The following is a 23,794-nucleotide window of genomic DNA, read 5'->3' as shown; positions in this document are numbered from 1 at the left end:
CCCTGTGGGCCCGGTCCCTAAAAGGACCGGGCCTGCGAGTTCCAACCCGCCCGTGCGGCAGAATCGACACCATGGAGATCGACTGGGCGGGGCTGCGCGCCGCCGCCATCGACACGATGCGGCGCGCCTACGTCCCCGTTTCCGACTTCCCGGTCGGTGTGGCGGGCCTCGTCGACGACGGCCGGGTCGTGGTCGGATGCAACGTCGAGAACGCCTCTCTCGGCATGACGTTGTGCGCCGAATGCGGGCTGGTCAGTTCCCTGCACGCGACCGGCGGGGGACGGCTGGTGGCGATCTCCTGCGTGGATGCGACGGGTGCGCCGCTGATGCCGTGCGGCCGCTGCCGCCAGCTCCTCTGGGAGCACGGCGGCCCGGAACTGCTCGTCGAGGCGCTGCCCCGGCCACTGCGGATGACCGAGCTGCTGCCGCACGCGTTCGGCTACGAGGACATGGAGCGGATCACCGGCTCGGCCGGCACCGCCGAGGTCCCCGCCGAGCTGGCGAAGTGGCGCGGCCGCGGAACCGTCTTCGTCCACCCCGACCTGTCCGGCGGCGAGACCATCTGGACCGGTTACTGGGAACGTTCCTCGGGCGAGCCCGGTAACTCCGACGAGAAGGGCATCCTCGAAGAGGGCCCGAACTTCGCGGCCGCGGCCTCCGCTGTGGCCTGGGGCCTGCTCCGCACCCCGCGGGTCGTGGTGGTGGACGCTCAGGGCAGCCTCTCCTGGGCCGGCGAGGGCGACCTGCCGGACGGCATCCCGCAGCGCTGGAAGGACAACTCGTGACCGGAATCGCCGCGGTGGACGTCATCCGGGCCAAACGGGACGGGCACACGCTCACCGACGCGCAGATCGACTGGGTGGTCGACGCGTACACCAGGGGGGTCGTCGCCGACGAGCAGATGTCGGCGCTGGCGATGGCGATCCTGCTGCGCGGCATGACGCCGGCCGAGATCGCCCGCTGGACCGCCGCGATGATCGCCAGCGGTGAGCGGCTGGACCTGTCCACGGTGTCCCGGCCCACCGCCGACAAGCACTCCACGGGCGGCGTGGGCGACAAGATCACCCTGCCGCTGACCCCGCTCGTCGCGGCGTGCGGCGTCGCCGTACCGCAGCTCTCCGGGCGCGGGCTGGGCCACACCGGCGGCACCCTGGACAAGCTGGAGTCGATACCGGGCTGGCGGGCTCAACTGAGCAACGACGAGTTCAAGCGGCAGCTCCAGGACATCGGCGCGGTCATCTGCGCCGCCGGTGCGGGCCTGGCCCCCGCCGACCGCAAGCTCTACGCCCTGCGCGACGTCACCGGCACCGTCGAGGCCATCCCGCTGATCGCCAGCTCGATCATGAGCAAGAAGATCGCCGAGGGCACCGGCGCGCTCGTCCTCGACGTCAAGGTCGGCTCCGGCGCCTTCATGAAGGACCTGGCCACCGCGCAGGAGCTGGCCCGGACCATGGTCCGGCTCGGCAAGGACTCCGGCGTCACCACCGTCGCCCTCCTCACCGACATGAGCACACCGCTCGGCCTGGCCGTCGGCAACGCCAACGAGGTCGCCGAGTCGGTCGAGGTGCTGGCCGGCGGCGGGCCGGCCGACGTGGTCGAGCTGACCCTGGCCCTGGCCCGCGAGATGCTCACCGCGGCGGGCGTCGACGCCGACCCGGAGAAGGTGCTCACCTCCGGCGCGGCGATGGACACCTGGCGCGCCATGATCCAGGCGCAGGGCGGCGACCCGGATGCGCCACTACCGACGGCCGCGCACACCGAGGTGCTGCGGGCGGCCGAGGACGGCGTGGTGCGGGCTGTCGACGCCTACGGGATCGGCATCGCCGCCTGGCGCCTCGGCGCCGGCCGCGCCCGCAAGGAGGACCCGGTCAGCTTCGGCGCCGGCATCCAGCTCAAGGTCCGCCCCGGCGACCGGGTCAAGGCCGGTGACGTGCTGCTGGAGCTGCGCGCCGACGACGACTCCCGGATCCCCGCGGCCCGCGACGACGCAGCCGGCGCCGTCGTGATCGGCGCCGAGCCGCCCACCCCTGTCGGCCTTCTACTGGACCGCATAGCCTGACCGACCATGACCAAGGCCGCCCCCGATCCACGCGCGGTTCGCGAGGCCAGCCTCGACGAACTCGCGCGACTCGGCCTGCCCCTCCCACCACTGGCGTTCCCGCTGGTCTGGGAGCCCGGCGACACCGTCGAGCTGCGCCCGATCGCCGAGATCGAAGCCCGAGCCGCGGTGCTGCACGTCGTCGTGGCACGCTGCTTCGGCATGCCCACCGAAGCCGCGATGAGCTGGCTGCTGGGCTCCCACCTGGTCGAATCGGTCACCCCGCCGGAGTGGCAGTTCGTGATCGGCGCCAAGGGCGATCACCGCTCCTTCGTACTCCACCACGACGCCGTCTTCGCCCTGGCCTGGCTGCTGGGCCTGAGCCGTCACCTCGACCCCACGGTCCCTCCCGAGGACCGGCTGATGCTCCAGATGCCCGACCTCCCGGCCGGTGAGTCCTTCAGCCGCTGGCGGTCACGCTCGCTGGTGGCCAGCCGCGATCCGATCGAGGCCGCCGTCCTCCTCGACCTCTATTACTGCCTCGACTGGGCCTATCAGGAAGCCGAACAACACGGCCGCCCCCTTCCCGGCGAAGTCGACAGCAATGCGATCGGCCAGCGCCGCTGGGCCCTGGAGTGGGCGGTCATCCTGAACGGTCCCTACCACGACAAACCCCCTGAATGGGAAGAAGTCGACCTCTCCGTCTGAGTTGCCCCTCCGCTCGGTCGCATGGGCCGGTCCAGGTGCGACTCTTTCTCACGCTTCTTATTCGGTACGCGAAACGAAGTCCCAGCCGAACCCACGGGGTCCTCCACTCGACGTAGCGACCTGCTGCCACTCAAGCCTTTGCCGCCTTCGCCGGGCGGAGATCGGTGGTCACCCGACCCCGTGTGCGGCTGTTCGCGCTGGTCTCAGCGGGGCCGATAGGCGGTGAGGGTGACGGCGGCGGTCACCGTGAGTTCAGACGTGGGCAAGGCGTCGACGGGGACGTGCCGCGCGCTCGGCGTCATGCCGATCAGCGTGCGAACCTCCGCGGCGGTGAGCCGCATCTCATGCCGGTGGGTGGAGGAAGCCACCGACTGGAAACGGTCACCGAGGCTGTCGGCAACCCGGTCGGCCTTCGCCGGGTCGACGTGGATCAGGCCGAAGCCGGTGACGAGTTCGGTCAGGTGATCGGCTGCGGGGGTGACGACCAGCAGCACACCGTCCGGGCGCAGCACACGGTGGAACTCCGGGCCGTTGCGCGGTGCGAAGACGTTGAGGATCACCGCGGCGGAATCGTCCGCGATCGGGAACGGACGCCACAGGTCGGCCAGGACCGCCGCCGCACGGGGGTGGGCGCGGGCGGCCCGGCGCAGGGCGGGCTTGGAGACGTCCAGACCGAGGCCCGTCGCGTCGGGAGAGGCATCCAGGAAGCGGGACAGATAGTCGCCGGTGCCGGTGCCGGCATCAAGCACCAGCCCGCCGTCCAGTGCTGATCTGCCGGCGTCGGCGTCGACGGGTGACCCGGCTGGGTGCTTGGTGAGGGCGGTGGCTATGAAGTCGTAATGGCCGGCGCCCAGGAAGTCGGCACGGTCGGCGATCATCTGAGCCGAGTCCCCGGTGTGTGACAGACGCCCGGCGCTCAGATCCGCGTACCCCTGCTTTGCCATGTCGAAGCTGTGCCGGCGCGCGCAGCGCAGCGCCCGCCCCTCGCGGGTGAGCGACTCGCGGCACACCGGGCATCGCAGATACGGAATTGCGCCGTCGATCATCCGGGGCTTCCCTCTAGGCTCTTGTGATGGCTGGCATCGCACACTCGGACATCGTCAAGGCACCGAAGGTTCTGCTGCACGACCACCTGGACGGCGGTTTGCGGCCGGCCACCATCGTGGAGCTCGCCGAGGCAGCCGGTCACGAACTGCCGTCCCGCGATCCGGAGCAGCTCGGCGAGTGGTTTGTCGCGGCCGCCGACTCCGGCTCGCTGGAACGGTACCTGGAGACGTTCGCCCACACCGTGGCGGTCATGCAGACCGCGGCGGGCCTGCACCGGGTGGCCAAGGAGTGCGCGCTGGACCTGGCCGCCGACGGCGTCGTGTACGCGGAGGTCCGCTACGCGCCGGAGCAGCACCTGGAGCGCGGTCTGAGCCTGGACGAGGTGGTCGAGGCCGTGCACGCCGGTTTCCGGGAGGGCTGCGCGGAAGCGGCGGCGCAGGGCAACCCGATCCGGATCGGCACGCTGCTGACGGCGATGCGGCACGCCGCCCGGTCGCAGGAGATCGCCGAGTTGTCGGTCCGGTTCCGCGACTCCGGGGTGGTCGGCTTCGACATCGCCGGCGCCGAGGCCGGTTTCCCGCCCACCCGGCACCTGGACGCCTTCGAATACCTCCAGCGGGAGAACTTCCACTTCACCATCCACGCCGGCGAGGCGTTCGGACTGCCGTCGATCTGGCAGGCCATCCAGTGGTGCGGCGCGGACCGGCTCGGTCACGGGGTGCGCATCATCGACGACATCAATGCCAACCCGGACGGGCCGAGCGCGGCCACGCTCACCGGTGGGACCCAGTCGGCACCGCCGGTGCTGGGGCGTCTCGCGGCGTATGTGCGGGACAAGCGGATCCCGCTCGAGCTCTGTCCGTCGTCGAACGTGCAGACCGGTGCCACGCCGTCGATCAGCGAGCATCCGATCAAGCTGCTGCACGATCTCCGCTTCCGCGTCACGGTCAACACCGACAACCGCCTGATGAGCGGTACGTCGATGTCCCGGGAGATGTCGCTGCTCACCGAGGCGTTCGGATGGGGCTGGATGGAATTGCAGTGGCTGACGATCAACGCGATGAAGTCGGCATTCATCCCGTACGACGAGCGATTGGTGCTGATCAACGAGGTGATCAAGCCGGCGTACGCCAAGCTGGTGGGGTGAAGTCCGGATTTTCCCCTTTTTTGGGATACGGACGAACGTACGTCAAAAGAAATCGACGGTCAGGCTTACGGGCTCGGCCGTTCGGCTACACTGCCGCCTGCAGAGTCGGCAGAATCCGGCATCTCGCCTTGCCGATCGCCGGAACACGAGCCATCGTCGTATCTGACGCGATCGACTACGATCGGGACCCGGTCGGCCGGCATCCACCCCCCACGCCGTGCTGACCGAGTGAGTGACCTTAAGAGATGTATAGCTCTACGGGCAGTGATATTGGACCGGCGATGTCCAACTTCGATGTTGCAACATCGCGTCACACAACCGGTCCGTGTCCGCGTGCCCTTTCTCTTTGACACTTGTCGTGATGGAATCTCGGGGGCCCGACCCGGCGAGTCGGCCGTGCGCGGTGCCCGGCGAGCCGAATGCCGGGCCCGAATCAGGAGGACGGTGACGTGAGCAAGCGCCCCGACACGGCGAACGGCGTCATGTCGCGTCTGCGTCGACCGGCTGGTCGACTGCGTGACCTACCAATCTGGTCGAAGCTTGGCTTGATCATGTTGGTCCCTACCGTGGCGACGATCATCGTTGGCGTCACCGGTCTCGTGGACCACATCGACGAGGCCAGCAACGCGGAGCGCGCTCGCACCCTGTCGGTGCTGTCCCAAACGGCCGGTGGTCTCGTCGACCATCTCCAGGCCGAGCGGACCTACGGCATGATGCTGACGCTCGCCAAGCGCTCGAAGGACACCGGCGCCGCCGGCTCCGCCGAGAAGCTGTACAACGACGAGCACGGTGACGTCGACGAGGCCAAGGCCCCGTATGTGCAGCAGAAGGGCGCGCTGGAAGAGGTTCCGGAGAACGTCCGCATCCTGCTCCTGCGCCTCGACCGCAACCTCGTGGACCTGCCGTCCTTCCGCAGCAAGGTGGGTAACGGCGACGGCGTCGAGCCGGATGCGGCCACCGTCAAGACCACCTACACCGCGCTGATCGACGACCTGCTCCAGGTTCGCGACATCTCGGCCCAGCTCGCCACCGACCCGGAGCTGAGCGACCACCTGCGCGTGGTGGCCGCCGTCGCCCGGTCCAAGGACTTCGTGGCGCAGCAGCGCTACATCGGGCACGAGGTCATCAACAAGAAGGACTTCGACCCGGGTCTCCGGCAGGCCTTCCTGCGGACCCAGGCCGGTTACACGCTGGCACAGGACACGCTCCAGGCCGTCGGGACCGACGCCGAGAAGCAGGCGTTCGCCGACACGGTGCAGGGTCCGAAAGAACGTGCCGCGACCAACCTGACCGGCCCGCTCACGGCTCTCCAGCAGGGCAACACCAGCCGCCTCGACTTCCTGAACACCAACGGGTGGGAAGAGTCGATGCGGGGCTACAACGAGCTCTTCCGCGACGTCGAGTCGAAGTTCGACGCGCAGATCGTGGCCGACGCCACCGACCTGCGCGACGAGACCAACCAGCAGGTCTTCCTGGAGACCAGCGTGCTGCTCGGCATGCTGCTGCTGGCGATCCTCTTCGCCTGGCTGGTCGCCCGCTCGATGGCCCGCTCGCTGCGGGAGCTGCGTCAGGGTGCCCTCGCGGTCGCCCAGTTCGGCCTGCCGCACGCGGTGAGCCGGCTGCGTGACCCGGCGCTCTCCGCGTCGCTCACCCCGGCCCAGGTGGCCGACCAGATCGCCGAGCCACTGCCGGTCCGCAGCCGTGACGAGTTCGGGCAGGTGACCGAGGCGTTCAACGCGGTTCACCTCGAGGCCGTGCGGACCGCGGCCGAGCAGGCCGCACTCCGTGCCTCCGTCGCGACGATGTTCGTCAACCTGGCCCGCCGTTCGCAGATCCTGGTCGACCGGCTCATCGGTCACCTGGACCGGCTGGAGCGCGGCGAGGAGGACCCGGACCGTCTGGCCGAGCTCTTCCAGCTCGACCACCTGGCCACCCGAATGCGGCGTAACGACGAGAACCTCCTGGTTCTCGCGGGTGCCGACTCGACCCGTGTGCAGCGGGAGCCGGCCGCTCTGATCGACGTGCTGCGCGCCGCGCAGTCCGAGGTCGAGCACTACACCCGCATCGAGTTCGGCATGATCGACCGGGAGATCGAGGTCGCGGCGCACGCCGTCAACGACATGGTCCACCTGGTCGCCGAGCTCTTCGACAACGCGACAGCGTTCTCCCCGCCGAACTCGCACGTTCTCGTCGAGGCCCGGCGGATGGGCGACAACGCGATGCTCACCGTCGAGGACCATGGCATCGGCATCAGCCGTGAGCAGCTCCGCGACCTCAACGAGCGTCTCGCCAACCCGCCGACGGTGGACGTCGCAGTCTCCCGCATGATGGGCCTGGTCGTGGTCGCCCGGCTGGCCAACCGGCACGGCGTCCGCGTCGAGCTGCGGCCGGCCGACCGTGAGCGCGGCACCGTCGCCGAGGTTGGTCTGCCCGTCTCCGTCCTGGCCGCGGCGGCTTCCGCCCGGGTGAACGGCGGATACGGCGACCCCACACAGACCTCGGCGATCCCCGCCTACGGTGAGCCCCTGGCGCTGGAGAGCGGCCGCGGCGGCTTCCCCGGCGGCGGCGGTGGCTTCCCCGGTGGCGGCGGTCAGCCGTTCGCCCCGTCCAACGGCGGCAGCAACGGTTCCGTGCCGGCCTGGTCCGACCTGACCGGCGCAGCGCCTCCCGGATTCGGTGGCGGTCTGAACGGCGGCGGCACCAACGGCTCGGCGAACGGCTTCCACGGCCCGCGCAGCAACGAGATCATTCCTCCGCTGCCGTCCGGCCCGCAGGGCTTCGCCGGTCTCGACGAGCTCGCGCAGCGCCGCAACGGTGAGTTCTCGCGTCCCGACGGTGAGACCAACGGCTACGGTGCGACGATTCCGCGCCAGCTGCCGGCCAACCCGGAGAACGGGCGTCCCCCGTTGATGCCGCCGGTGTCCGCTCCTCCGGTTCCGCCGATCTCGGCTCCGCCGATGTCGTCGGCTCCGCCGGTGTCCGGTGCGCCGATCTCCTCGATGCCGTCCGCGCCGGTCTCCGCCGCCCCGATGTCGGCTCCGCCGGCCGAGCAGCGCAGCCCGTTCGCCTCGGCACCGCCCGCGTGGCCGCCGGTCTCCGCCGAGCGGGAGACGGCCAACACCCCGCACGTCCCGGAGAACCTGGCCGCGGCGCTCGACATGACCGCCGAGCTCCCGCGCTACCGGCCGGACAACTACGAACCTCAGCCGCAGGTGGCTCGCCCGACCAACCCGCAGATGGCTCCGGTGCCGGCCTCGGCCCCGCCGGTCCCGTCCGGGGCGGACGTCGCCGCCGCTCAGGAGGCTCAGGCCGCGGCCGCCGCCCAGATCGCCGCGGCGCAGGCCTCGGCACATCAGGAAGGCGCCGTTCCGTTCGCCGACGAGACGATGGAGCTGCCGATCTTCCGGGAGCTCGAGTCGGCCTGGTTCACCACCACAGCGGGCGGCGGTGCGGCACCTCGCACCACGGTCTCCGGAGCGGGCGACGAATCGGTCGTCTCGCAGCGGATCCCGACCGGGGAGCCGACTCGGATCTCCAACGGGGAGCCGGCCCGGATGGCCGGTGTCCCGCAGCAGGCTGCCTCTCCCGAGACCCGCGACCCGGCTCCGGTCGGTGCTCCGGCGGCGGCGGGCGCAGCGTCCTCCTACAGCAACGGCAACGGTGCTGCGGCGTCGAACCCGTGGCAAACCGCAGCTGACGACGGCTGGCAGGCGGCCCGCAAGGCTGCCGAGGCGCCGGTCGACACCACCACCACGGCGGGCCTGCCGAAGCGCACGCCGATGGCGCAACTCGTCCCCGGCGGTGTTGACCGGGGCGGTACGTCCGTCCAGCGCCGTACGCCTGAGGGGGTCCGCGGTCTGCTTTCCGCGTACCACAGGGGTGTGCAGCGCGGTCGCACCAAGGAACAATCGACCAACCTGGAGGAGACTCCGGGAGGGCAGCAGCCCTCGCAGGCTGGCAAGGAGCATGAGGCATGACATCTACGCAGGATCTCGGTTGGCTCCTGGCCAACTTCGCCGACCGCGTACCCGGGGTTGCGCACGCGATCGCGGTCTCCGCCGATGGGCTGCTCCTCGCGTCCTCGCGGGACCTTCCGCGGGACCGTGCCGATCAGCTGGCGGCCATCGCGTCCGGCCTGGTCAGCCTGACCCAGGGCGCCGCGCGATGCTTCGAGGGCGGCGCCGTTCTCCAGACGGTTGTCGAGATGGACAACGGGTTCCTGTTCCTGATGTCCATCAGTGACGGCTCCTCCTTCGCGGTTCTGGCGGCTCGCAGCTGCGACGTCGGGCAGGTGGGCTACGAAATGGCTCTCCTGGTCGACCGTGTCGGTGAGGCCCTTACCCCCGCACCGCGCTCCGCGGCCGGGGTGCTGGGCTGAACGGACAGGGAGCCGGCGCCATCCAGGGGTTTGTCTGCGGTTTTGCACCCCGGGTACGCTCAGTCGGCTACTGGCAACAACGTTGATAACCAATACACTTCGAGGGGCCGAGGGAGGGGTTGACGGTGACGATGTCTGAACGCGATGAGCCGACCGGCGCGCTGGTCAGGCCGTATGCCGTGACCCGCGGTCGGACCCGGCCGAAACTTGAGATAGCGCTGGAAGCGCTGGTCGAGACAACCGTGCGCGGCCGCTCCGGAATCAGCCGGGGCGGGCAGGGTGGAAGCGAGCATCAGTACATCGCGGAGTTGTGCGACGGGGGACGTGTTCAGTCCCTCGCCGAGATCGCCGCACGCATGCAACTGCCGCTCGGTGTGGCGCGTGTGATCGTCGCCGACATGGCTACTGACGGCCTCGTCGCGGTCTACGAGCCCACCTCGCTAGACGATGAGACCGACGCGGTAGGCACGGAACTGCTGGAAAGGGTGCTGAGTGGACTTCGCAGGCTCTGACATGTCGCACCGTCCCGCTGCGGGACGCGTGACATCGGCGAAGATTGTCATCGCCGGTGGCTTCGGCGTCGGTAAGACGACGCTCGTGGGTTCGGTCTCGGAGATCACCCCGCTGACCACCGAGGCGATCATGACCTCGGCCGGTGTGGGTGTCGATGACAATCGACAGATGCCGGGCAAGATGACCACGACTGTGGCCATGGACTTCGGCCGGATCAGCATCGACCGTGATCTGATCCTCTACCTGTTCGGGACACCGGGCCAGACACGTTTCTGGTTCATGTGGGACGAACTCGTACGTGGTGCTATCGGTGCTGTCGTCATGGTGGATACGCGTCGGCTCGCCGACTGCTTCGCCGCCATCGACTTCTTCGAGCACCGTCGCCTCCCGTACCTGGTGGCGATCAACTGCTTCGACGGCATGCAGTATCACAATGCGCAGGACGTTCGGGACGCTCTCGCGATCTCGAGCGACGTGCCCGTCGTGAGCTGTGACGCCCGCAACCGTGAATCGACGAAGAACGTCCTCATCTCGCTCGTTGAGTATGTGTTGACGATGCGTCGCACGCGCGCGGTAGCGCCCGCCTGACGAACGGTTGAAGCCCCGCTCCGATAGCCGGAGCGGGGCTTCTCCGCGTCCAAAATCGATTACTTGATCGTCGGCGGTGCCGGCGGGGCTTGATCAGCCGCTCGGGCAGCTGTGCCGGCAGCCCGCTGGGGTTGTCGGACGTAGCGCTTCCGGACTCGACTCGGCGGTCGCTCAGAGGCTTCAGAAGGTGTTCGGCGGCGGGAGCTCGTTGTCGGGTCGGCTGAGCGCCTCAACGCGGCTGACAGGCGCTCTCAGTGCTCGCACGGTGGGTTCGGCGGGAGGGGCCGTGTCCGGTTCGGCTTCACATCTGGGTTCGAGTCGGTGACCGTACCGAAAAATCAAGATGTTGCCCCACATGCCGCAAGCGTCAGACATGATGTTGCCTCACATGCCGCAAGCGTCAGACATGAAAGAGGGCCGCGACCCATCGGGTCGCGGCCTTCCTCGTCTGTGTCAGCGGTTGCCGTAGCCGGCGTTGTTGCCGTTCGTGTTGCCGTTGTTGTTGCGGTAGTCGTCTGCGGGCTGCCCGTCGCGGGTGAAGTCCCATCCGCCGGCGGCTTCCCGCCCGGGACGGCCACCCATGGCGAACCCGCCGATCTCCTGACCGCGCCGCCAGCCACGGAAATAACCCGTGGTGTGCGCGGCGATCGACGCGGCGTCCCGGACGATCCGCAGCGGGCGCTCGTCGCGCAGCGGGGAACCCGGCACCAGGTTGGCCTGGGGAACCCGCTTCGGCAGGCCCGCGGAGGTCTCGGCGGCAACGGCCGGGGTGGATGCCTTCTCCGCCGCACGCCAGCCGCTGTCGTTCGGGTTGGCCCAGTCCGGGCGCTCCGGCTCCTCGTGCCCGGTGAACCAGGCGGAGCGAGCGGCGGCGAAGATCAGCAGGTCACCGTCGCTGCCGTCGGCCGGAACGGGCGGGGAGGTGCTGCGATCCAGAGCGGTCAGCTTGTTCGCGTTCGCGCCCAGGCTGCGAGGGTCGCCGTCGACCAGGCGCAGCGGCGGAGGACCGCCCATCGGGTCCAGCCCGGAGCCGGCGCCACGCCCGTTGAGCTGGGCATCCACCAGGCGCAGGGACGGCGGCTCCTTGGGCATGTCCTGCCACGGTGGCCTCACCCGGCCGGTGGCGGGCGGCGAGCTGACCGACGCGGCGGCCGGAGCCGGCGGTGTCGAGGCGGCGTCGTCACCGGGATTCAAAAGCGGCCAGTTGGCTCGCGAACCCGGCTCGGGCGTCTCCTGGGCGGGCCGCTGCGTGGGCATCGGCAGGCTGTAGTCGGTCGGGCTCGCGGAAGCTGCCCCGTTGGCGGGGGCCGCCGGCTGCCGGGTGTTCGGCCGGGCCGGGATGACCGTGCGCTGGCGCTCGGCGCGGGACCGGGTGATCTCGGCGTTGGTGAGCGTCGGCCGGAACGGCTCACCAGCGTCGGCCGGGGTGCTCCGGGCTGCGGGCTGCACCGACGAAGGCGCACCAGGGGTACGCGTGGACGGCACCGGACGGGTACCCGGGGTGATCGGGGTCATGCCCGGCGGAGGCGGCGGCACCGAAACCGGACGGTTGCCCGGGTTGCCGGTCCGGGTGGGCAGGCCGTTGGCCGCGGCGGGCGCCATCGGGGGCGGGCCGATCGGTTCGGGAGCGACAGGCGGGGCGGTCATCGGCCGCGGGGTGGCCGGTCCGCTGCCGGTCGTCGCCGGTTCCGGACGGCCGCGGCGGCCGAAGCGCGAGCTGTCGTTGTTCGGCACGGGCGCGAGCACCGGGTCGGCGGCCCGGCGCGCGGCACGACGGCCCACGTTCGGATTGCTGGTCTGCGGCATCGCCCGGGCGCTGAGAGTTCCGACGAGCGCGGTACAGGCGGCGTCGCAGGAACGGACGGCCGCGATCGACTGGCGGACCGCCTCGGCGGCCGCGGGGGCCAGCGACTTGTTGACCCCGCCCCGCCGCGGCGACTCGCTGATCGCCACCTGCAGGGCGGTGACAGCGGCAATGACCTGCTCGTGGGAGCCGGCGCCGGCCCGGGCCAGCTCGGCGGCGACCTCGCGGGCGGTCTCGCCCGGGTCACCGCGGCCGGTCAGGCGGCCGGGCTCGGGGACCGCGTCGAGAACGGCGAGGGCCAGGTGGTGCGCCGGATCCGGATAGGCCCGGAGAGCGGCCGGGTAGAGCTCGCGCAGCACCTCGCGCAGGGAGGCGGCAGCCGAGTGCCGGCCGTTCAGCATCGCGACGTGCGCGGCCAGGACCGGCTTGTAGCTGACCAGGTCCCGGGGGGTGGCAAGGTTCACCGCGGCGATGGCGCCGGCCTGCAGCGCCCGGGCCAGGCCGACCGCGCGGCGGGCGGCGGCGGGCGCCTGGATCTCCTCGGGCGACTCGTCGTCGGAGAACCGCTCGGCGAAGTCGTCCGCGTCGTCGTCGTCGACCACCACCAGCGGCCGGCCGGCCGCTGTCAGCAGCGAGGTGACGACGTGATCGTCGCTGTCGGCGGCGACCGCCGCGTCGCTGAAGCCCGTCGTCCGTTCCACGAGCAGCGCACCCAGCTTGGCGTAACCGGCAGGGTCGTCGCTGATCTCATGGACGCCGAGCAACCGGCCTGCGTCGTCCACCACGGCGATGGTCAGCGGCGCGGCCGAAGCCGAACGCACCGAATCATCAGCCGACGCCAGACCGCAGTACACGCGCACGAGCGCCACGGCGTCGTCCTCCTCCCCGGGACTGCTGCTTCTCTGTGGCCAAGGACTGATGTTCCCTGGTAATCGGTCAGTCACGCCAGTCCACAGCGGCAGAGATCTTGCCGATGACGGAGCGCCAGCCCAGACTCGCCTGCTGCGCCCCGATTTTCTTCAGTCGCCGACGACCGAAGAATCCACCCATTCCGCCATTCTCAGCGGATCGGAGGGACTCGTCCAGGTCGTCGAGTGGCGAGCCGGGCGACAGTGCCAGGATCACCGGCTTGATACGAAGTGCATAACCCAGGTCTCGGGCCACTTCACCGGCGGCGATGAGCAGGGGCAGATCCCACGTGTCGTGCCCGCCACGCAGGTTCTCCACCACGAGGTCAAGCTCGTAGCGATCATCCGGCAGCGGGTCGATGTCGCTCGACTGTACCCGCTCCGCAACGGTGCCCCAGGTGTCCAATTGTGCGAGATCGTGGGGAGCACCCGAACGAAGGAAGGAGACCAGCGACTCGGCGCTCTTGAAGGCGAGCAGCCGGCCCTTGTGGCTGAGGAACATGGGTACTTCCTCGTCATCCGCCTGGGACGAGGACTCCTCCGGTCCGTCCTCGAAGTCGGCCGGGTCGGGCTCGCCGTCCGCCCGTTCGGTGCCCTTCTCGTCCGCGTCGCCCTCGGCGAGCAGCGCCTGGAACTCGTCGTCGACGATGACCTCTTCCTCGTCGTCGACGGCAGCGGCGCGCTTGCGGTTCTCGAACGGGTCGTCCTCGTCGACCTCGATCTCGGTCGGCGTCAGCTCCGAAGCCTTCCGGTACGCCCGCAGAGTCAGGCCCACACCGCCGGGCAGAGCCATCTCCACCGGCCGGATGCGGACGCTCTCCCAGAGGTCCCGTCCGGAACCGCCATCGGTCGAGGACTTCTCGGCCACCGGCGCGGACGCCTCGGGCTCGTCGGACTGGCTGGTCACGGTTGACCTCCGGGTGATCTGGGGGTGGCGGGACGGGTGACTCTGGGCACACACCCTAGTCGGCAACTCTGGGTGACAAACGCCCCGTCCCCGGTGTCGGAGCCTCCCGCTCCGGGAAATCTCAGTAGCCCTTCGGGTGCCACACCGTTTTCGTCTCGAGGAGCGCGGTCATCGGGCGCAGTCCGGGGTCGGCGGTGAAATCGGTGCCGCCGGTCACCGGCCGGACTACCCGCTTGAGGGTTCCGGCGGCGGCCCGTTCCAGCTCGGCGGCCAGGTCGGGGTGCTCGACGCCGGTCAGGTCCAGGGCATTGACGTCGGCGTGCGAGGCCAGCCAGGGAGCCGTCTCCGCGTACCGGCCGGTGAGGATGTTCACCACGCCGCCCGGCACGTCGGAGGTGGCCAGGACCTCGGCCAGCGTGATCGCGACCTGTGGGCCGGCCGCGAGGACAACGACGGTGTTGCCGGTCACCACGGCCGGCGCGATGACGCTGACCAGGCCGAGCAGGGAACCGGGCGCGACCACGGCGACGACACCTGTGGGCTCCGGTGCCGAGATGTTGAAGAACGGCCCGGCCACCGGGTTGGCGCCGCCGGCGACCTGGGCGATCTTGTCTGACCACCCCGCGTACCAGACCCAGCGGTCGATCGCGGCGTCCACCTCACTGCCCGCGACCCCCAGGGCCTTGAACTCGGCGCGCCGGGCCTCCAGCATCTCGGCGACCCGGTAGAGCACCTGCCCCCGGTTGTACGCCGTGGCGCCGGCCCATTTCGGCTGGGCGGCGCGGGCCGCCAGCACCGCGTCCCGGGCGTCCTTGCGAGAGGCGAGGGCCACGTTGTCGCCGTTCACCACCGAGGTCCGTCCTGACTCGCTGCGCGGGAACTTGCCCCCGATGTAGAGCTTGTAGGTCTTCCGCACGGAGAGCCGGGTAGCGGCGGGGGAAGCAGATGACTTAGGCAAGGTACGCCTCCAGGCCGTGCCGGCCACCCTCGCGGCCGTAACCGGACTCCTTGTAGCCGCCGAACGGCGACGCCGGGTCGAACTTGTTGAACGTGTTGGCCCACACCACGCCGGCCCGGAGCTTGTCGGCCACCGCCAGGATCCGCGAGCCCTTCTCCGACCAGATGCCGGCCGAGAGTCCGTACGGTGTGTTGTTGGCCTTCTCGACGGCCTCGGCCGGAGTCCGGAAGGTCAACACCGAGAGGACCGGTCCGAAGATCTCCTCCCGGGCGATCCGGTGGGCCTGGGTCACTCCGGTGAAGATCGTCGGGGCGAACCAGAAGCCGCGGTCGGGCAACTCGCAGGCCGGCGACCAGCGTTCCGCGCCCTCCGTCGCCCCGATTTCCGACAATTCAGTAATACGCGCCAACTGTGCCGCCGAATTGATGGCACCCACGTCGGTGTTCTTGTCCAGCGGGTCACCGACCCGCAGCGTCGACATCCGGCGCTTCAACGAGGTGAGCAGCTCCTCGGCGATCGACTCCTGCACCAGCAGCCGCGAACCCGCACAGCAGACGTGACCCTGGTTGAAGAAGATGCCGTTCACGATGCCCTCGACCGCCTGGTCGATCGGGGCGTCGTCGAACACGATGTTCGCCGCCTTGCCGCCGAGTTCCAGGGTCAGCCGTTTACCGGTGCCGGCGACCGAGCGGGCGATCTCACGGCCCACGTCGGTCGAGCCGGTGAAGGCCACCTTGTTCACGTTGGGGTGCTGCACGAGGTAGGCGCCGGTGTCGCCGGCGCCGGTCACGATGTTCACCACACCGGCCGGCAACTCGGCCTGGCGGCAGACGTCGGCGAAGAAGAGCGCCGAGAGCGGGGTCGTCTCGGCCGGCTTGAGCACCACGGTGTTGCCGGTGGCCAGCGCCGGGGCGATCTTCCACGCCAGCATCAGCAGCGGGAAGTTCCACGGGATGACCTGACCGGCGACGCCCAGCGGACGCGGATCGGGGCCGAACCCCGCATACGCCAGCTTGTCGGCCCAGCCCGCGTAGTAGAAGAAGTGTGCCGCGACGAGCGGAAGGTCGACGTCGCGCGACTCCTTGATCGGCTTGCCGTTGTCCAGGGACTCCAGCACGGCCAGTTCCCGGGAGCGCTCCTGGATGATCCGGGCGATCCGGAACAGGTACTTGGCGCGCTCGGCGCCGGGCAGCGACGACCAGGACACGAAGGCCCGGCGGGCGGCGGCCACCGCCCGGTCGACGTCCTCCGCGCCGGCCGAGGCGACCTCGGCGAGGACCTCCTCGGAGGCCGGGTTCACCGTCTTGAAGACGTTGCCGTCCTTGGCCGGTTCGAACGAGCCGTCGATGAAGAGGCCGTAGGAGGAGGCTATCTCTACTACGGAGCGGGATTCCGGTGCCGGTGCGTACTCGAACATGGCCCCTCAGTCCAGGGTGAAGTAGTCCGGGCCGGCGTAGTGGCCGGTGGTGAGCTTGGTGCGCTGCATGAGCAGATCGTTGAGCAGCGAGGAGGCGCCGAACCGGAACCAGGCCGGATCGAGCCAGTCGTCGCCGACCGTCTCGTTGATCATCACCAGATACTTGATCGCATCCTTGGTGGTCTTGATCCCGCCGGCCGGCTTCACGCCCACCTGCCGTCCGTGCCGGTCCCGGAAGTCCCGGACGGCCTCGAGCATGACCAGGGTGATCGGGAGCGTCGCGTTCACCGCGACCTTGCCGGTGGAGGTCTTGATGAAGTCCGCACCGGCGAGCATGGCCAGCCAGGAGGCGCGGCGCACGTTGTCGTAGGTGGCTAGCTCACCGGTCTCCAGGATGACCTTGAGATGGGCGCCACCACAGGCCTCCTTGATCGCGACGATCTCGTCGAACACCTTGCGGTAGTCGCCGGCCAGGAACGCGCCCCGGCTGATCACCATGTCGATCTCGTCGGCGCCGGCGTCGACGGCGCTGCGCGTGTCGGCCAGCTTCACCTCCAGCGGCGCCTGCCCGGCCGGGAAGGCCGTCGCGACGCTCGCCAGGTGGACCCCACCCTTCACGCGGCCCGGAGTGCCCTCTGCCGGCGCCGAGGCCGAATCATGGGCGTAGGAGCCGGCCAGCGCTGCCGCGGCGATCGGGACCATTGCCGGGTAGACGCAGATCGCCCCGACGTGCGGGCAACTCGGGTCGGCCGGATCCGGCCGCACCGCCTTGGCGCAGAGTGCGCGCACCTTGCCCGGCGTGTCCGCGCCCTCGAGCGTGGTCAGATCGATCATGCGGATGGCCAGGTCGATCGCGTGCGCTTTGGCGGTCGTCTTCACCGATCGGGTGGCGAGAGCAGCCGCCCTCGCCTCGACGCCAACCTTGTCGACCCCGGGCAATCCGTGCAGGAAAGAGCGGAGATCGGACAGCTCTGTGGCTGCTGTCACAGTCATGAGAACGATTCTACGCGGGCCGTTGCCAGTTGATCTTGGTTGACCGGTAGGTTGAGCGCGTGGACGTCCTTGTCGTAGATCACCCGCTGGCCCAGACCCGGCTCACCGCTATGCGCCGCACCGACACCGACTCCGGCGTCTTCCGTGCCTCGCTGCACGAGCTCACCACCATGGTCGTCTACGAGGCGGCCCGCCTCTTCGCCGTCGAGACCTACCCCATCGAGACGCCCGTCGCGCCCACCGAGGGCACCCGCCTGGCCAACCCGCCGCTCATCGTCCCGGTGTTGCGCGCGGGGCTCGGCATGGCGGATGCCGCCCTCGGGCTGCTGCCGGAGTCGTCGATGGGCTTCGTCGGGCTGGCCCGGGATGAGAAGACCTACGAGCCGCGGGCCTACATGGAGTCGCTGCCGGCGGATCTTGCTGATCAACCCGTGCTGGTGCTCGACCCGATGCTGGCTACGGGTGGCTCACTGCTGCACTGCTGCAAGCTCCTGGCCGACCGGGGATGCACCGACATCATCATCTGCTGCGTGCTGGCCGCTCCTGAGGGGATCGAGCGGCTGGCGGCGTCCGGGTTGCCGTTGCGGCTGGTGACTGCCTCGATCGACCAGGGGCTGAACGAGAAGGCGTACATCGTGCCGGGCCTCGGTGACGCCGGCGACCGCCAGTTCGGCGGCATGCGCCGCTTCTGACGCCGGCATCCGCTCTCCCCCGCGCTGCCGCTCTCCCCCGCGCTGCCGCTCTCCCCCGCGCTGCCGGTCGCGGCCCGCGCTGCCGGTCGCGGCCCGCGCTGCCGGTCGCGGCCCGCGCTGCCGGTCGCCGCCCGCGCGGCGATGTTGGGGACTTCGGGTGCACCGTTGCTGTGCAAGTCCACAAGGTCGCGGCGATGGCGGGTGGGCAGCGCGTGGGGCTTGCCCGGGGCGGGCGTGGCCGGCGCGGGGTATGCCAGTCTGGCGACGTTGAGGACTTCGGGTGCACCGTTGCTGCAAAAGTCCACAAGATCGCCGGGGGTGGGCGGGGTGCGGCGGTGGCCCGGCTGGGCGGAGGGGGGCGGCCGGCTGGGCGGGGAGTGGCGGGGGTCCGGCTGGGCGGGGCCGTCGGCCTGGAGTGGGCAGGTGGCCGGGCGGGCGCGCTACGGCCTGGAGCTGTCGGTGGGTCGCGGTGTAGTTCGGGGCGGTGTAGCCGGTTTTGGGGACGCTTGGGTCGTACATCTGCGGTTGGAAGGGTTTGACCTCAGGTTGTGGTGTAGGCCCAGGACAACGCTCGACCGGCGGCGAAGGGCATGACGCCGTGGAAGACGGCGGGGTTCTCGGCGAAGACCAGGGGAAGGAAGTGCCGGTCGGACTCCCACATCGGCACGCGGCCGGCCAGGACCTCGGAGATCGGGACCCAGTGCAGGGAGCCCTCGTCGTTGCCGGAGTGGGGCGTGCCGGTCCACCCGGTGACGCGGAAGAGGAAGCCGAGCCAATTCTCGCCGTTGCGGCCGAAGCCGGGCCAGGAGATGGTGCCGGCGAGGTCGACGGTGGTGCAGTCGAGGCCGGCCTCTTCGTGGATCTCGCGGCGGATGCCGGTGACGACGTCTTCGCCGGGTTCGAGTTTGCCGCCGAGGCCGTTGTAGTAGCCGTAGTGGATGTCGTCCGGGCGGGTGTCTCTGCGGATCATCAGGATGTTGCGACGATCGGGGGAGAAAACGTAGCCCAGCGTGGCGACAATGGCTTGCACCGAGCCAACCATAGACCATGACGAGGGTGACATAAGCCCTGCAGGGGTGACATAGGGTGATGAACAGTCCTCACGTCACCGTTTGCTGGTCTGCTAACGTTCGCCGAACAACCGGCGCGCACAGGTTGCGCCGGAGCACCCCCGCGCCAGTCGTCGGTCCCGGGCATTGAAACAGGAGGGTCACGGGATGGATTCCGTGCTGAGCGTCGTTGTGCCGATCTACAACGTGGCGCCATATCTGGATGAGTGCCTCGAGTCGATCGCCGCTCAGTACTACACCTCCCTTGAAGTGATCATGGTCGACGACGGGTCGACCGACGAGAGCGGCGCGATGGCCGCGGCGTTCGCGGAGCGTGACTCTCGGTTCAAGTTGGTGACCAAGGCCAACGCGGGTCTGGGCGCGGCGCGCAACACCGGTGTGGAGCATTCCACCGGTGAGTTCCTGATGTTCGTCGACAGCGACGACGTCATTCCGCCGGCCGCGACCGAGCTGCTGATCGCCTCGATCACCGAGACCGGCTCCGATTTCGCCTCCGGCAACGTCATGCGGCTGACCAGCCGTGGTGTGCACCAGTCCGGCCTGCACCGGGCGGCGTTCGCGACGACGGCGCTGCGCACCCACGTGAGCAAGCAGTCGTCGCTGATGGACGACCGGACCGCGTGGAACAAGGTCTTCCGCCGCTCGTTCTGGGACAAGCACAAGCTGGCCTTCCCGGAGGGCGTGCTCTACGAGGACACCCCGGTCATCGTCCCGGCGCACGTGCTGGCCAAGACGGTGGACGTGCTCGACGTGCCGGTCTATTACTGGCGTGAGCGCGAGGGCCAGGACAAGTCGATCACCCAGCGGCGTGACGAGGTCCGCGGGTTCGTGGACCGGCTCGCCGGTGTGGAGCAGGTCAGCAGGTTCCTGGCGAAACACAAGCAGCACAAGATCAAGCGGATCTACGACAGCTCGGTGCTCCAGGGCGACCTCATGATCTTCATGCGGGAGCTGCCCAAGGTCAACGACGAGTACCGCAAGATCTTCCTGGACGGCTGCAACCGCTACCTGGACAACGTCGACGCTCGGGTCTATGACGAGCTGCCGGCCGCGCAGCGGGTGCTGTGGCGCCTGGTCCGCAACCGGATGCTGGCCGAGCTGCTCGAGATGATCCCGACGGTCCGGGCGCGGCACCGCATCGTCCGCAAGGGCCTGCGGCGCTATCACAAGCTGATGTTCCTCGAGGAGCGCCTGCCGAACGTGCCTCGGACGCTGTTCCTGGCCGGCATCCCCCGCCCGCGGACCCGGCTGCACGACGCGCAGTGGCGCGGCGACAAGCTCTGCCTGCGCGGGCACGCGTTCATCCCCGGTCAGGGCGCGGCGCACGCCTGGTCGACGACCCGGCTGCTGTGGCTGCGTGACGAGGAGGGCCGCCGGACCCGGCGGCAGCCGCTGGTCAACCACAAGTGCATCGACGCCACCGCCGTGCACGGCAGCCCGACCATCTCGTACGACTGGTCCGGCTTCGAGGCCGAGATCGACGTGCAGGCGCTGCGCGGCGAGGACGGCCAGTGGCACGACGGCATCTGGACCGTCGTCGTCGGCGTCCTCGGGGTGGCGCAGAAGAGCAAGGGTCCGCTGACGGTCGGCGAGCACGCCAACCCGATCCGGCTGACCAGCATGTATGTGGACAAGGACGTCCGGGTCACCCCGGTGGTCACCAACGGCAAGTTCCAGCTCTACGTCGAGCACGTCGGCGCCCGGATCACCGGTGGCGCCCTGACCGGCGACACCCTGGAGATCCGCGGTGAGGTGACCGGCGCGAACCGCCGGCCGGCCACCGCCCGGCTGTCGCGGACGTCGGGGATCGTCTGGCGCAGCTACCCGGTCGACATCCGGGACGACGAGTTCGTCTTCCGGGTGCCGGTCAGCCACCTGCGCGAGCCGGGCGCGGAATACCCGCAGCTGCTGCCGGGCGAGCCGGGCGAGCGCTGGGACGTGGAGCTGGCGCCGGGCGACGAGCACAGCGCGCCGATCCGTCTCGCCGTGCACGAGTCGTTCTCCTGGTCGCCGCTCCACCTGGACGGCCGGATGATCAGCCTGCTGCCGGACTTCAAGGGCCACCCGGTGCTGACGGCGCTGCCGCAGGGACCGTCGATCACCGGCATCACCTCCGGCAGCTTCGGGTTCCGGCTGTCCGGCACCCTGCCGCCGGACGGCGACTGGAGCGAGATGCGGGTGGTGGCCCGGATATCGAACGCCCGGGAGACCCGTACCTTCCCGGTGGAGATCGACGGCGACAGCTGGACCATCGACGTCGACCCGCTGCGGGTGCCGAGCTTCGGCTGGGACGTCCGGCTGCGCGCCGGCACCTGGAACATCTTCTACCGGCTCGGTGACGGCCCGATCCGGCCGCTACCGCTCTCCGCGAGCGGCCTGGAGACACTGCCGCTGCCGCACCCGGCCGACCCGCAGCGGGTCACGCTGGAGTGGCTCACCGACCAGCGCGCCGTCGTCCGGGTCCGGACCGCGCTGACCGACGAGGAGCGCGGCAAGGCGAACGGCCACCGCAGCCGTACCGAGTTCTACCCGCGGATGCGCAAGACACCGCTGCGTGACGTGGTGCTCTACAACAGCTTCACCGGACGGCAGTATTCGGACAGCCCCCGCGCCGTGCACGAGGAGCTGGTGGCCCGGGGCCTGCCGCTGGGCCACCTCTGGGTGATCACCGACGGCCAGGCCGCGGTGCCGGAGAGTGCCAAGGCGGTCGCGCTCTGGCGCCACGAGTGGTACGAGGCCCTGGCCACCAGCCGCTACATCGTCACCAACCAGCACCTACCCGGCTGGTTCGAGCGCCGCCCCGGTCAGGTCGTCATCCAGACCTGGCACGGCACCCCGCTCAAGCGGATCGGCTTCGACATCGAGGACCTCCAGTTCGCCGACAAGCAGTACTTCGAGAAGCTCGAGGCGGAGGCGCAGAACTGGAGTCACCTGGTCTCGCCGAACAGGTTCAGCACCCCGATCCTGCGGCGGGCGTTCCGCTACAAGGGCGAGATGCTGGAGATCGGCTACCCGCGTAACGACGTCCTCTTCGCCGAGGGCGCCGAGCGGGACGCGATCGTCGCCGACGTCCGCGGCCGGATCGGCCTGCCGGACGGCAAGAAGGTCGTGCTCTACGCGCCGACCTGGCGTGACGACGAGTTCTACGCCGGCGGGCAGTACAAGATCACGATGATGCTGGACCTGGAGGCGGCCCGCGAGCGGCTCGGTGACGACCACGTGCTGCTCATCCGCCGCCACCCGAACGTCGTCGACGAGATCCGCGGCGCCGGCAACGGGTTCGTCTACGACGTGTCGACCTACCCGGACATGGCCGATCTGCTGGCGATCACCGACGTCCTGATCACCGACTACTCCTCGGTGATGTTCGACTTCGCCAGCACCGGCCGGCCGATGGTGTTCTTCACGTACGACCTGGAGAACTACCGGGACAACCTGCGCGGCTTCTACTTCGATTTCGAGGCGGAGGCGCCGGGCCCGCTGCTCGCCACCTCCGGCGAGGTCATCGACGCGATCCGGGACGCTGACCAGGTCCGTGAGCAGTACGCCACCCAGTACAAGGCTTTCACCGAACGGGCCAGCGACCTCGACGACGGTCACGCCGCCGCGCGGCTCGCCGACGCGATGCTCGAGGCCGGCCGCACCAATCGTTAACTCCATCGACTATCGCTAGGGACGAGCAGTGTTTCGTGAGGTCTTCAAGTCCGAGGCTGAGCTAAAGGCCGCCGAGGAGAAGCGCAAGGCCGCGGAGAAGCGCAAGACCGAGGAGCGCAAGCGGCAGACCGAGGATCGCAAGATTCTCAGTGACATCCGCTGGGAGCTTCAGGAGCAGCGCAAGTACCTCGAGGTCTTCCGGACCCTGCTCACCAAGGACGTCATCACCGAGGTGACGGCTTTCACCGGCGAGCACCAGCTGACCTTCGAGGACACCCTCCAGCGGATCATCAAGGACCGGGTGAGCTTCGCCCGCTTCGGCGACGGCGAGTTCAAGACGATGCTGCGCTCGGACTTCAACCTGAAGTTCCAGCCGTGGTCGCCGGGTCTCGCCTCGGCGCTGCGTGAGGTGCTGCGTTTCGAGGGGTTCGAGCAGGACCGGCTGATGCTCGGGTTCCCGTACCCGTACCGGAACCTGCACTGGTCGGGTGTCTGGGTGGACATCTGGCACGAGGTGCGGCCGCTGCTGCGTACCGACATGAAGTACGGCAACAGCCACGTCTCCCGGCCGATCTTCTTCCAGCAGATGGGCCAGCGCGGCGCCGACATGTGGCGTCAGGTCTGGGAGGACCAGGACATCTGCATCATCACCGGTGAGAACTCCCGGTTCAGCCTGACGCCGCAGCTCTTCGACAACGTCAAGAGCACCTCGTACGTCTATTCGACGCCGGTCAACGCGTACGCCGACCTGCCCCGCCTGATGAAGGTTCTCGAGGACGAGGATCCGGGCAAGTTGTACCTGCTCTCGCTCGGCCCGGCCGGCACGCTGGTGAGCGCCTGGCTGTCCCGGATGGGGCGGTGGGCCATCGATGTCGGGCACATCAGTGACAGCTGGAACAACGTCTTCGACGGTGGGGCCTGGCCGGAGTCGCTGGGTGTCAACCGGAAGTGACCGACCTGCGGATCTGCATG

Annotated in this window: 18 protein-coding genes; 11 read left to right on the top strand and 7 right to left on the bottom strand. The window is 69.6% G+C overall.

The genetic code is table 11. The annotated features are described in order from the left end of the window. Positions 1–71: 71 nt before the first annotated feature. The 3 genes from ACFQV6_RS04735 to ACFQV6_RS04725 are packed head-to-tail and all read left to right on the top strand — an operon-like array spanning position 72 to position 2,746. Entirely contained in the window at positions 72–785 is a 714-nt protein-coding gene (locus tag ACFQV6_RS04735; protein WP_378026063.1) for a cytidine deaminase, read from the top strand. After that, positions 782–2,059, top strand: coding sequence for a thymidine phosphorylase (locus tag ACFQV6_RS04730; protein ID WP_378026062.1), 1,278 nt, complete (start codon positions 782–784; stop codon positions 2,057–2,059). Before ACFQV6_RS04735 ends, ACFQV6_RS04730 begins: the two co-directional genes overlap by 4 nt. Before the next feature lie 6 nt (positions 2,060–2,065). Further along, complete coding sequence (locus ACFQV6_RS04725) at positions 2,066–2,746, top strand: DUF4272 domain-containing protein (RefSeq protein WP_378026061.1); 681 nt, start codon at positions 2,066–2,068, stop codon at positions 2,744–2,746. Positions 2,747–2,949: 203 nt separating this feature from the next. Here ACFQV6_RS04725 and ACFQV6_RS04720 read toward each other — a convergent pair whose 3' ends face one another. After that, entirely contained in the window at positions 2,950–3,792 is an 843-nt protein-coding gene (locus ACFQV6_RS04720; protein WP_378026060.1) for a putative RNA methyltransferase, read from the bottom strand. Positions 3,793–3,818: 26 nt separating this feature from the next. Between ACFQV6_RS04720 and ACFQV6_RS04715 the strand changes: the two genes are divergently transcribed. From ACFQV6_RS04715 to ACFQV6_RS04695, 5 genes are all read left to right on the top strand, one after another. Beyond that, positions 3,819–4,940 (top strand): adenosine deaminase, encoded by a 1,122-nt coding sequence (locus ACFQV6_RS04715; protein WP_378026059.1) that lies wholly within the window; start codon positions 3,819–3,821, stop codon positions 4,938–4,940. Between the two features lie 449 nt (positions 4,941–5,389). Continuing rightward, a complete protein-coding gene (locus tag ACFQV6_RS04710) occupies positions 5,390–8,917 on the top strand; it encodes a nitrate- and nitrite sensing domain-containing protein (RefSeq protein ID WP_378026058.1) in 3,528 nt (1,175 codons plus the stop codon). Beyond that, a complete protein-coding gene (locus tag ACFQV6_RS04705; RefSeq protein ID WP_067706828.1) occupies positions 8,914–9,318 on the top strand; it encodes a roadblock/LC7 domain-containing protein in 405 nt (134 codons plus the stop codon). Before ACFQV6_RS04710 ends, ACFQV6_RS04705 begins: the two co-directional genes overlap by 4 nt. A 131-nt stretch (positions 9,319–9,449) precedes the next feature. Next, positions 9,450–9,830 carry a DUF742 domain-containing protein gene (locus tag ACFQV6_RS04700; protein WP_378026265.1) on the top strand — a complete coding sequence of 127 codons (381 nt, stop codon included), beginning with the start codon at positions 9,450–9,452 and terminating at the stop codon, positions 9,828–9,830. Between the two features lies 1 nt (position 9,831). Next, the gene (locus tag ACFQV6_RS04695; protein WP_378026264.1) at positions 9,832–10,419 is read left to right on the top strand and encodes an ATP/GTP-binding protein; all 588 of its coding nucleotides are present in this window, start codon (positions 9,832–9,834) and stop codon (positions 10,417–10,419) included. A gap of 453 nt (positions 10,420–10,872) precedes the next feature. On the opposite strand, the gene ACFQV6_RS04690 is transcribed toward ACFQV6_RS04695, so the two are convergent. From ACFQV6_RS04690 to deoC, 5 genes are all read right to left on the bottom strand, one after another. Then, positions 10,873–13,092 carry a transposase gene (locus tag ACFQV6_RS04690; RefSeq protein WP_378026057.1) on the bottom strand — a complete coding sequence of 740 codons (2,220 nt, stop codon included), beginning with the start codon at positions 13,090–13,092 and terminating at the stop codon, positions 10,873–10,875. 67 nt (positions 13,093–13,159) lie between these two features. After that, positions 13,160–14,038 (bottom strand): DNA primase, encoded by an 879-nt coding sequence (locus ACFQV6_RS04685; RefSeq protein WP_378026056.1) that lies wholly within the window; start codon positions 14,036–14,038, stop codon positions 13,160–13,162. Between the two features lie 121 nt (positions 14,039–14,159). Next, positions 14,160–14,996: an aldehyde dehydrogenase family protein gene (locus ACFQV6_RS04680; RefSeq protein ID WP_378026055.1), complete on the bottom strand. Its 837-nt coding sequence runs from the start codon at positions 14,994–14,996 to the stop codon at positions 14,160–14,162. Continuing rightward, positions 14,989–16,413 carry an aldehyde dehydrogenase family protein gene (locus ACFQV6_RS04675; protein WP_378026054.1) on the bottom strand — a complete coding sequence of 475 codons (1,425 nt, stop codon included), beginning with the start codon at positions 16,411–16,413 and terminating at the stop codon, positions 14,989–14,991. The genes ACFQV6_RS04680 and ACFQV6_RS04675 overlap by 8 nt, the downstream gene beginning before the upstream one ends. 6 nt (positions 16,414–16,419) lie before the next feature. Beyond that, the gene (gene deoC, locus ACFQV6_RS04670; RefSeq protein WP_378026053.1) at positions 16,420–17,406 is read right to left on the bottom strand and encodes a deoxyribose-phosphate aldolase; all 987 of its coding nucleotides are present in this window, start codon (positions 17,404–17,406) and stop codon (positions 16,420–16,422) included. A 59-nt stretch (positions 17,407–17,465) separates the two neighbouring features. Here deoC and upp point away from each other — a divergent pair, with 59 nt between their 5' ends. After that, the gene (upp, locus tag ACFQV6_RS04665; RefSeq protein ID WP_378026052.1) at positions 17,466–18,098 is read left to right on the top strand and encodes a uracil phosphoribosyltransferase; all 633 of its coding nucleotides are present in this window, start codon (positions 17,466–17,468) and stop codon (positions 18,096–18,098) included. A gap of 541 nt (positions 18,099–18,639) precedes the next feature. Here upp and ACFQV6_RS04660 read toward each other — a convergent pair. Further along, entirely contained in the window at positions 18,640–19,128 is a 489-nt protein-coding gene (locus ACFQV6_RS04660; protein WP_378026051.1) for an NUDIX domain-containing protein, read from the bottom strand. Between the two features lie 187 nt (positions 19,129–19,315). Between ACFQV6_RS04660 and ACFQV6_RS04655 the strand changes: the two genes are divergently transcribed. Continuing rightward, positions 19,316–22,822 carry a CDP-glycerol glycerophosphotransferase family protein gene (locus ACFQV6_RS04655; RefSeq protein ID WP_378026050.1) on the top strand — a complete coding sequence of 1,169 codons (3,507 nt, stop codon included), beginning with the start codon at positions 19,316–19,318 and terminating at the stop codon, positions 22,820–22,822. A gap of 28 nt (positions 22,823–22,850) precedes the next feature. After that, complete coding sequence (locus ACFQV6_RS04650) at positions 22,851–23,774, top strand: GT-D fold domain-containing glycosyltransferase (protein ID WP_378026049.1); 924 nt, start codon at positions 22,851–22,853, stop codon at positions 23,772–23,774. Positions 23,775–23,794: the final 20 nt, after the last annotated feature.

The organism is Actinoplanes sp. GCM10030250, from assembly GCF_042666575.1.
Taxonomy (GTDB): Bacteria; Actinomycetota; Actinomycetes; order Mycobacteriales; family Micromonosporaceae; genus Actinoplanes.
Note: the sequence above shows the minus strand (reverse complement) of the source record. Positions and strands in the feature narration are given on the sequence as shown.

Bases quoted from the DNA above. Each gene is read 5' to 3' on its own strand.
- ACFQV6_RS04735 (WP_378026063.1), top strand. From the start codon at position 72: ATGGAGATCGACTGGGCGGGGCTGCGCGCCGCCGCCATCGACACGATG.
- ACFQV6_RS04725 (WP_378026061.1), top strand. From the start codon at position 2,066: ATGACCAAGGCCGCCCCCGATCCACGCGCGGTTCGCGAGGCCAGCCTC.
- ACFQV6_RS04720 (WP_378026060.1), bottom strand. From the start codon at position 3,792: ATGATCGACGGCGCAATTCCGTATCTGCGATGCCCGGTGTGCCGCGAG.
- ACFQV6_RS04715 (WP_378026059.1), top strand. From the start codon at position 3,819: ATGGCTGGCATCGCACACTCGGACATCGTCAAGGCACCGAAGGTTCTG.
- ACFQV6_RS04705 (WP_067706828.1), top strand. From the start codon at position 8,914: ATGACATCTACGCAGGATCTCGGTTGGCTCCTGGCCAACTTCGCCGAC.
- ACFQV6_RS04700 (WP_378026265.1), top strand. From the start codon at position 9,450: ATGTCTGAACGCGATGAGCCGACCGGCGCGCTGGTCAGGCCGTATGCC.
- ACFQV6_RS04695 (WP_378026264.1), top strand. From the start codon at position 9,832: ATGTCGCACCGTCCCGCTGCGGGACGCGTGACATCGGCGAAGATTGTC.
- ACFQV6_RS04675 (WP_378026054.1), bottom strand. From the start codon at position 16,413: ATGTTCGAGTACGCACCGGCACCGGAATCCCGCTCCGTAGTAGAGATA.
- deoC (WP_378026053.1), bottom strand. From the start codon at position 17,406: ATGACTGTGACAGCAGCCACAGAGCTGTCCGATCTCCGCTCTTTCCTG.
- ACFQV6_RS04655 (WP_378026050.1), top strand. From the start codon at position 19,316: ATGGATTCCGTGCTGAGCGTCGTTGTGCCGATCTACAACGTGGCGCCA.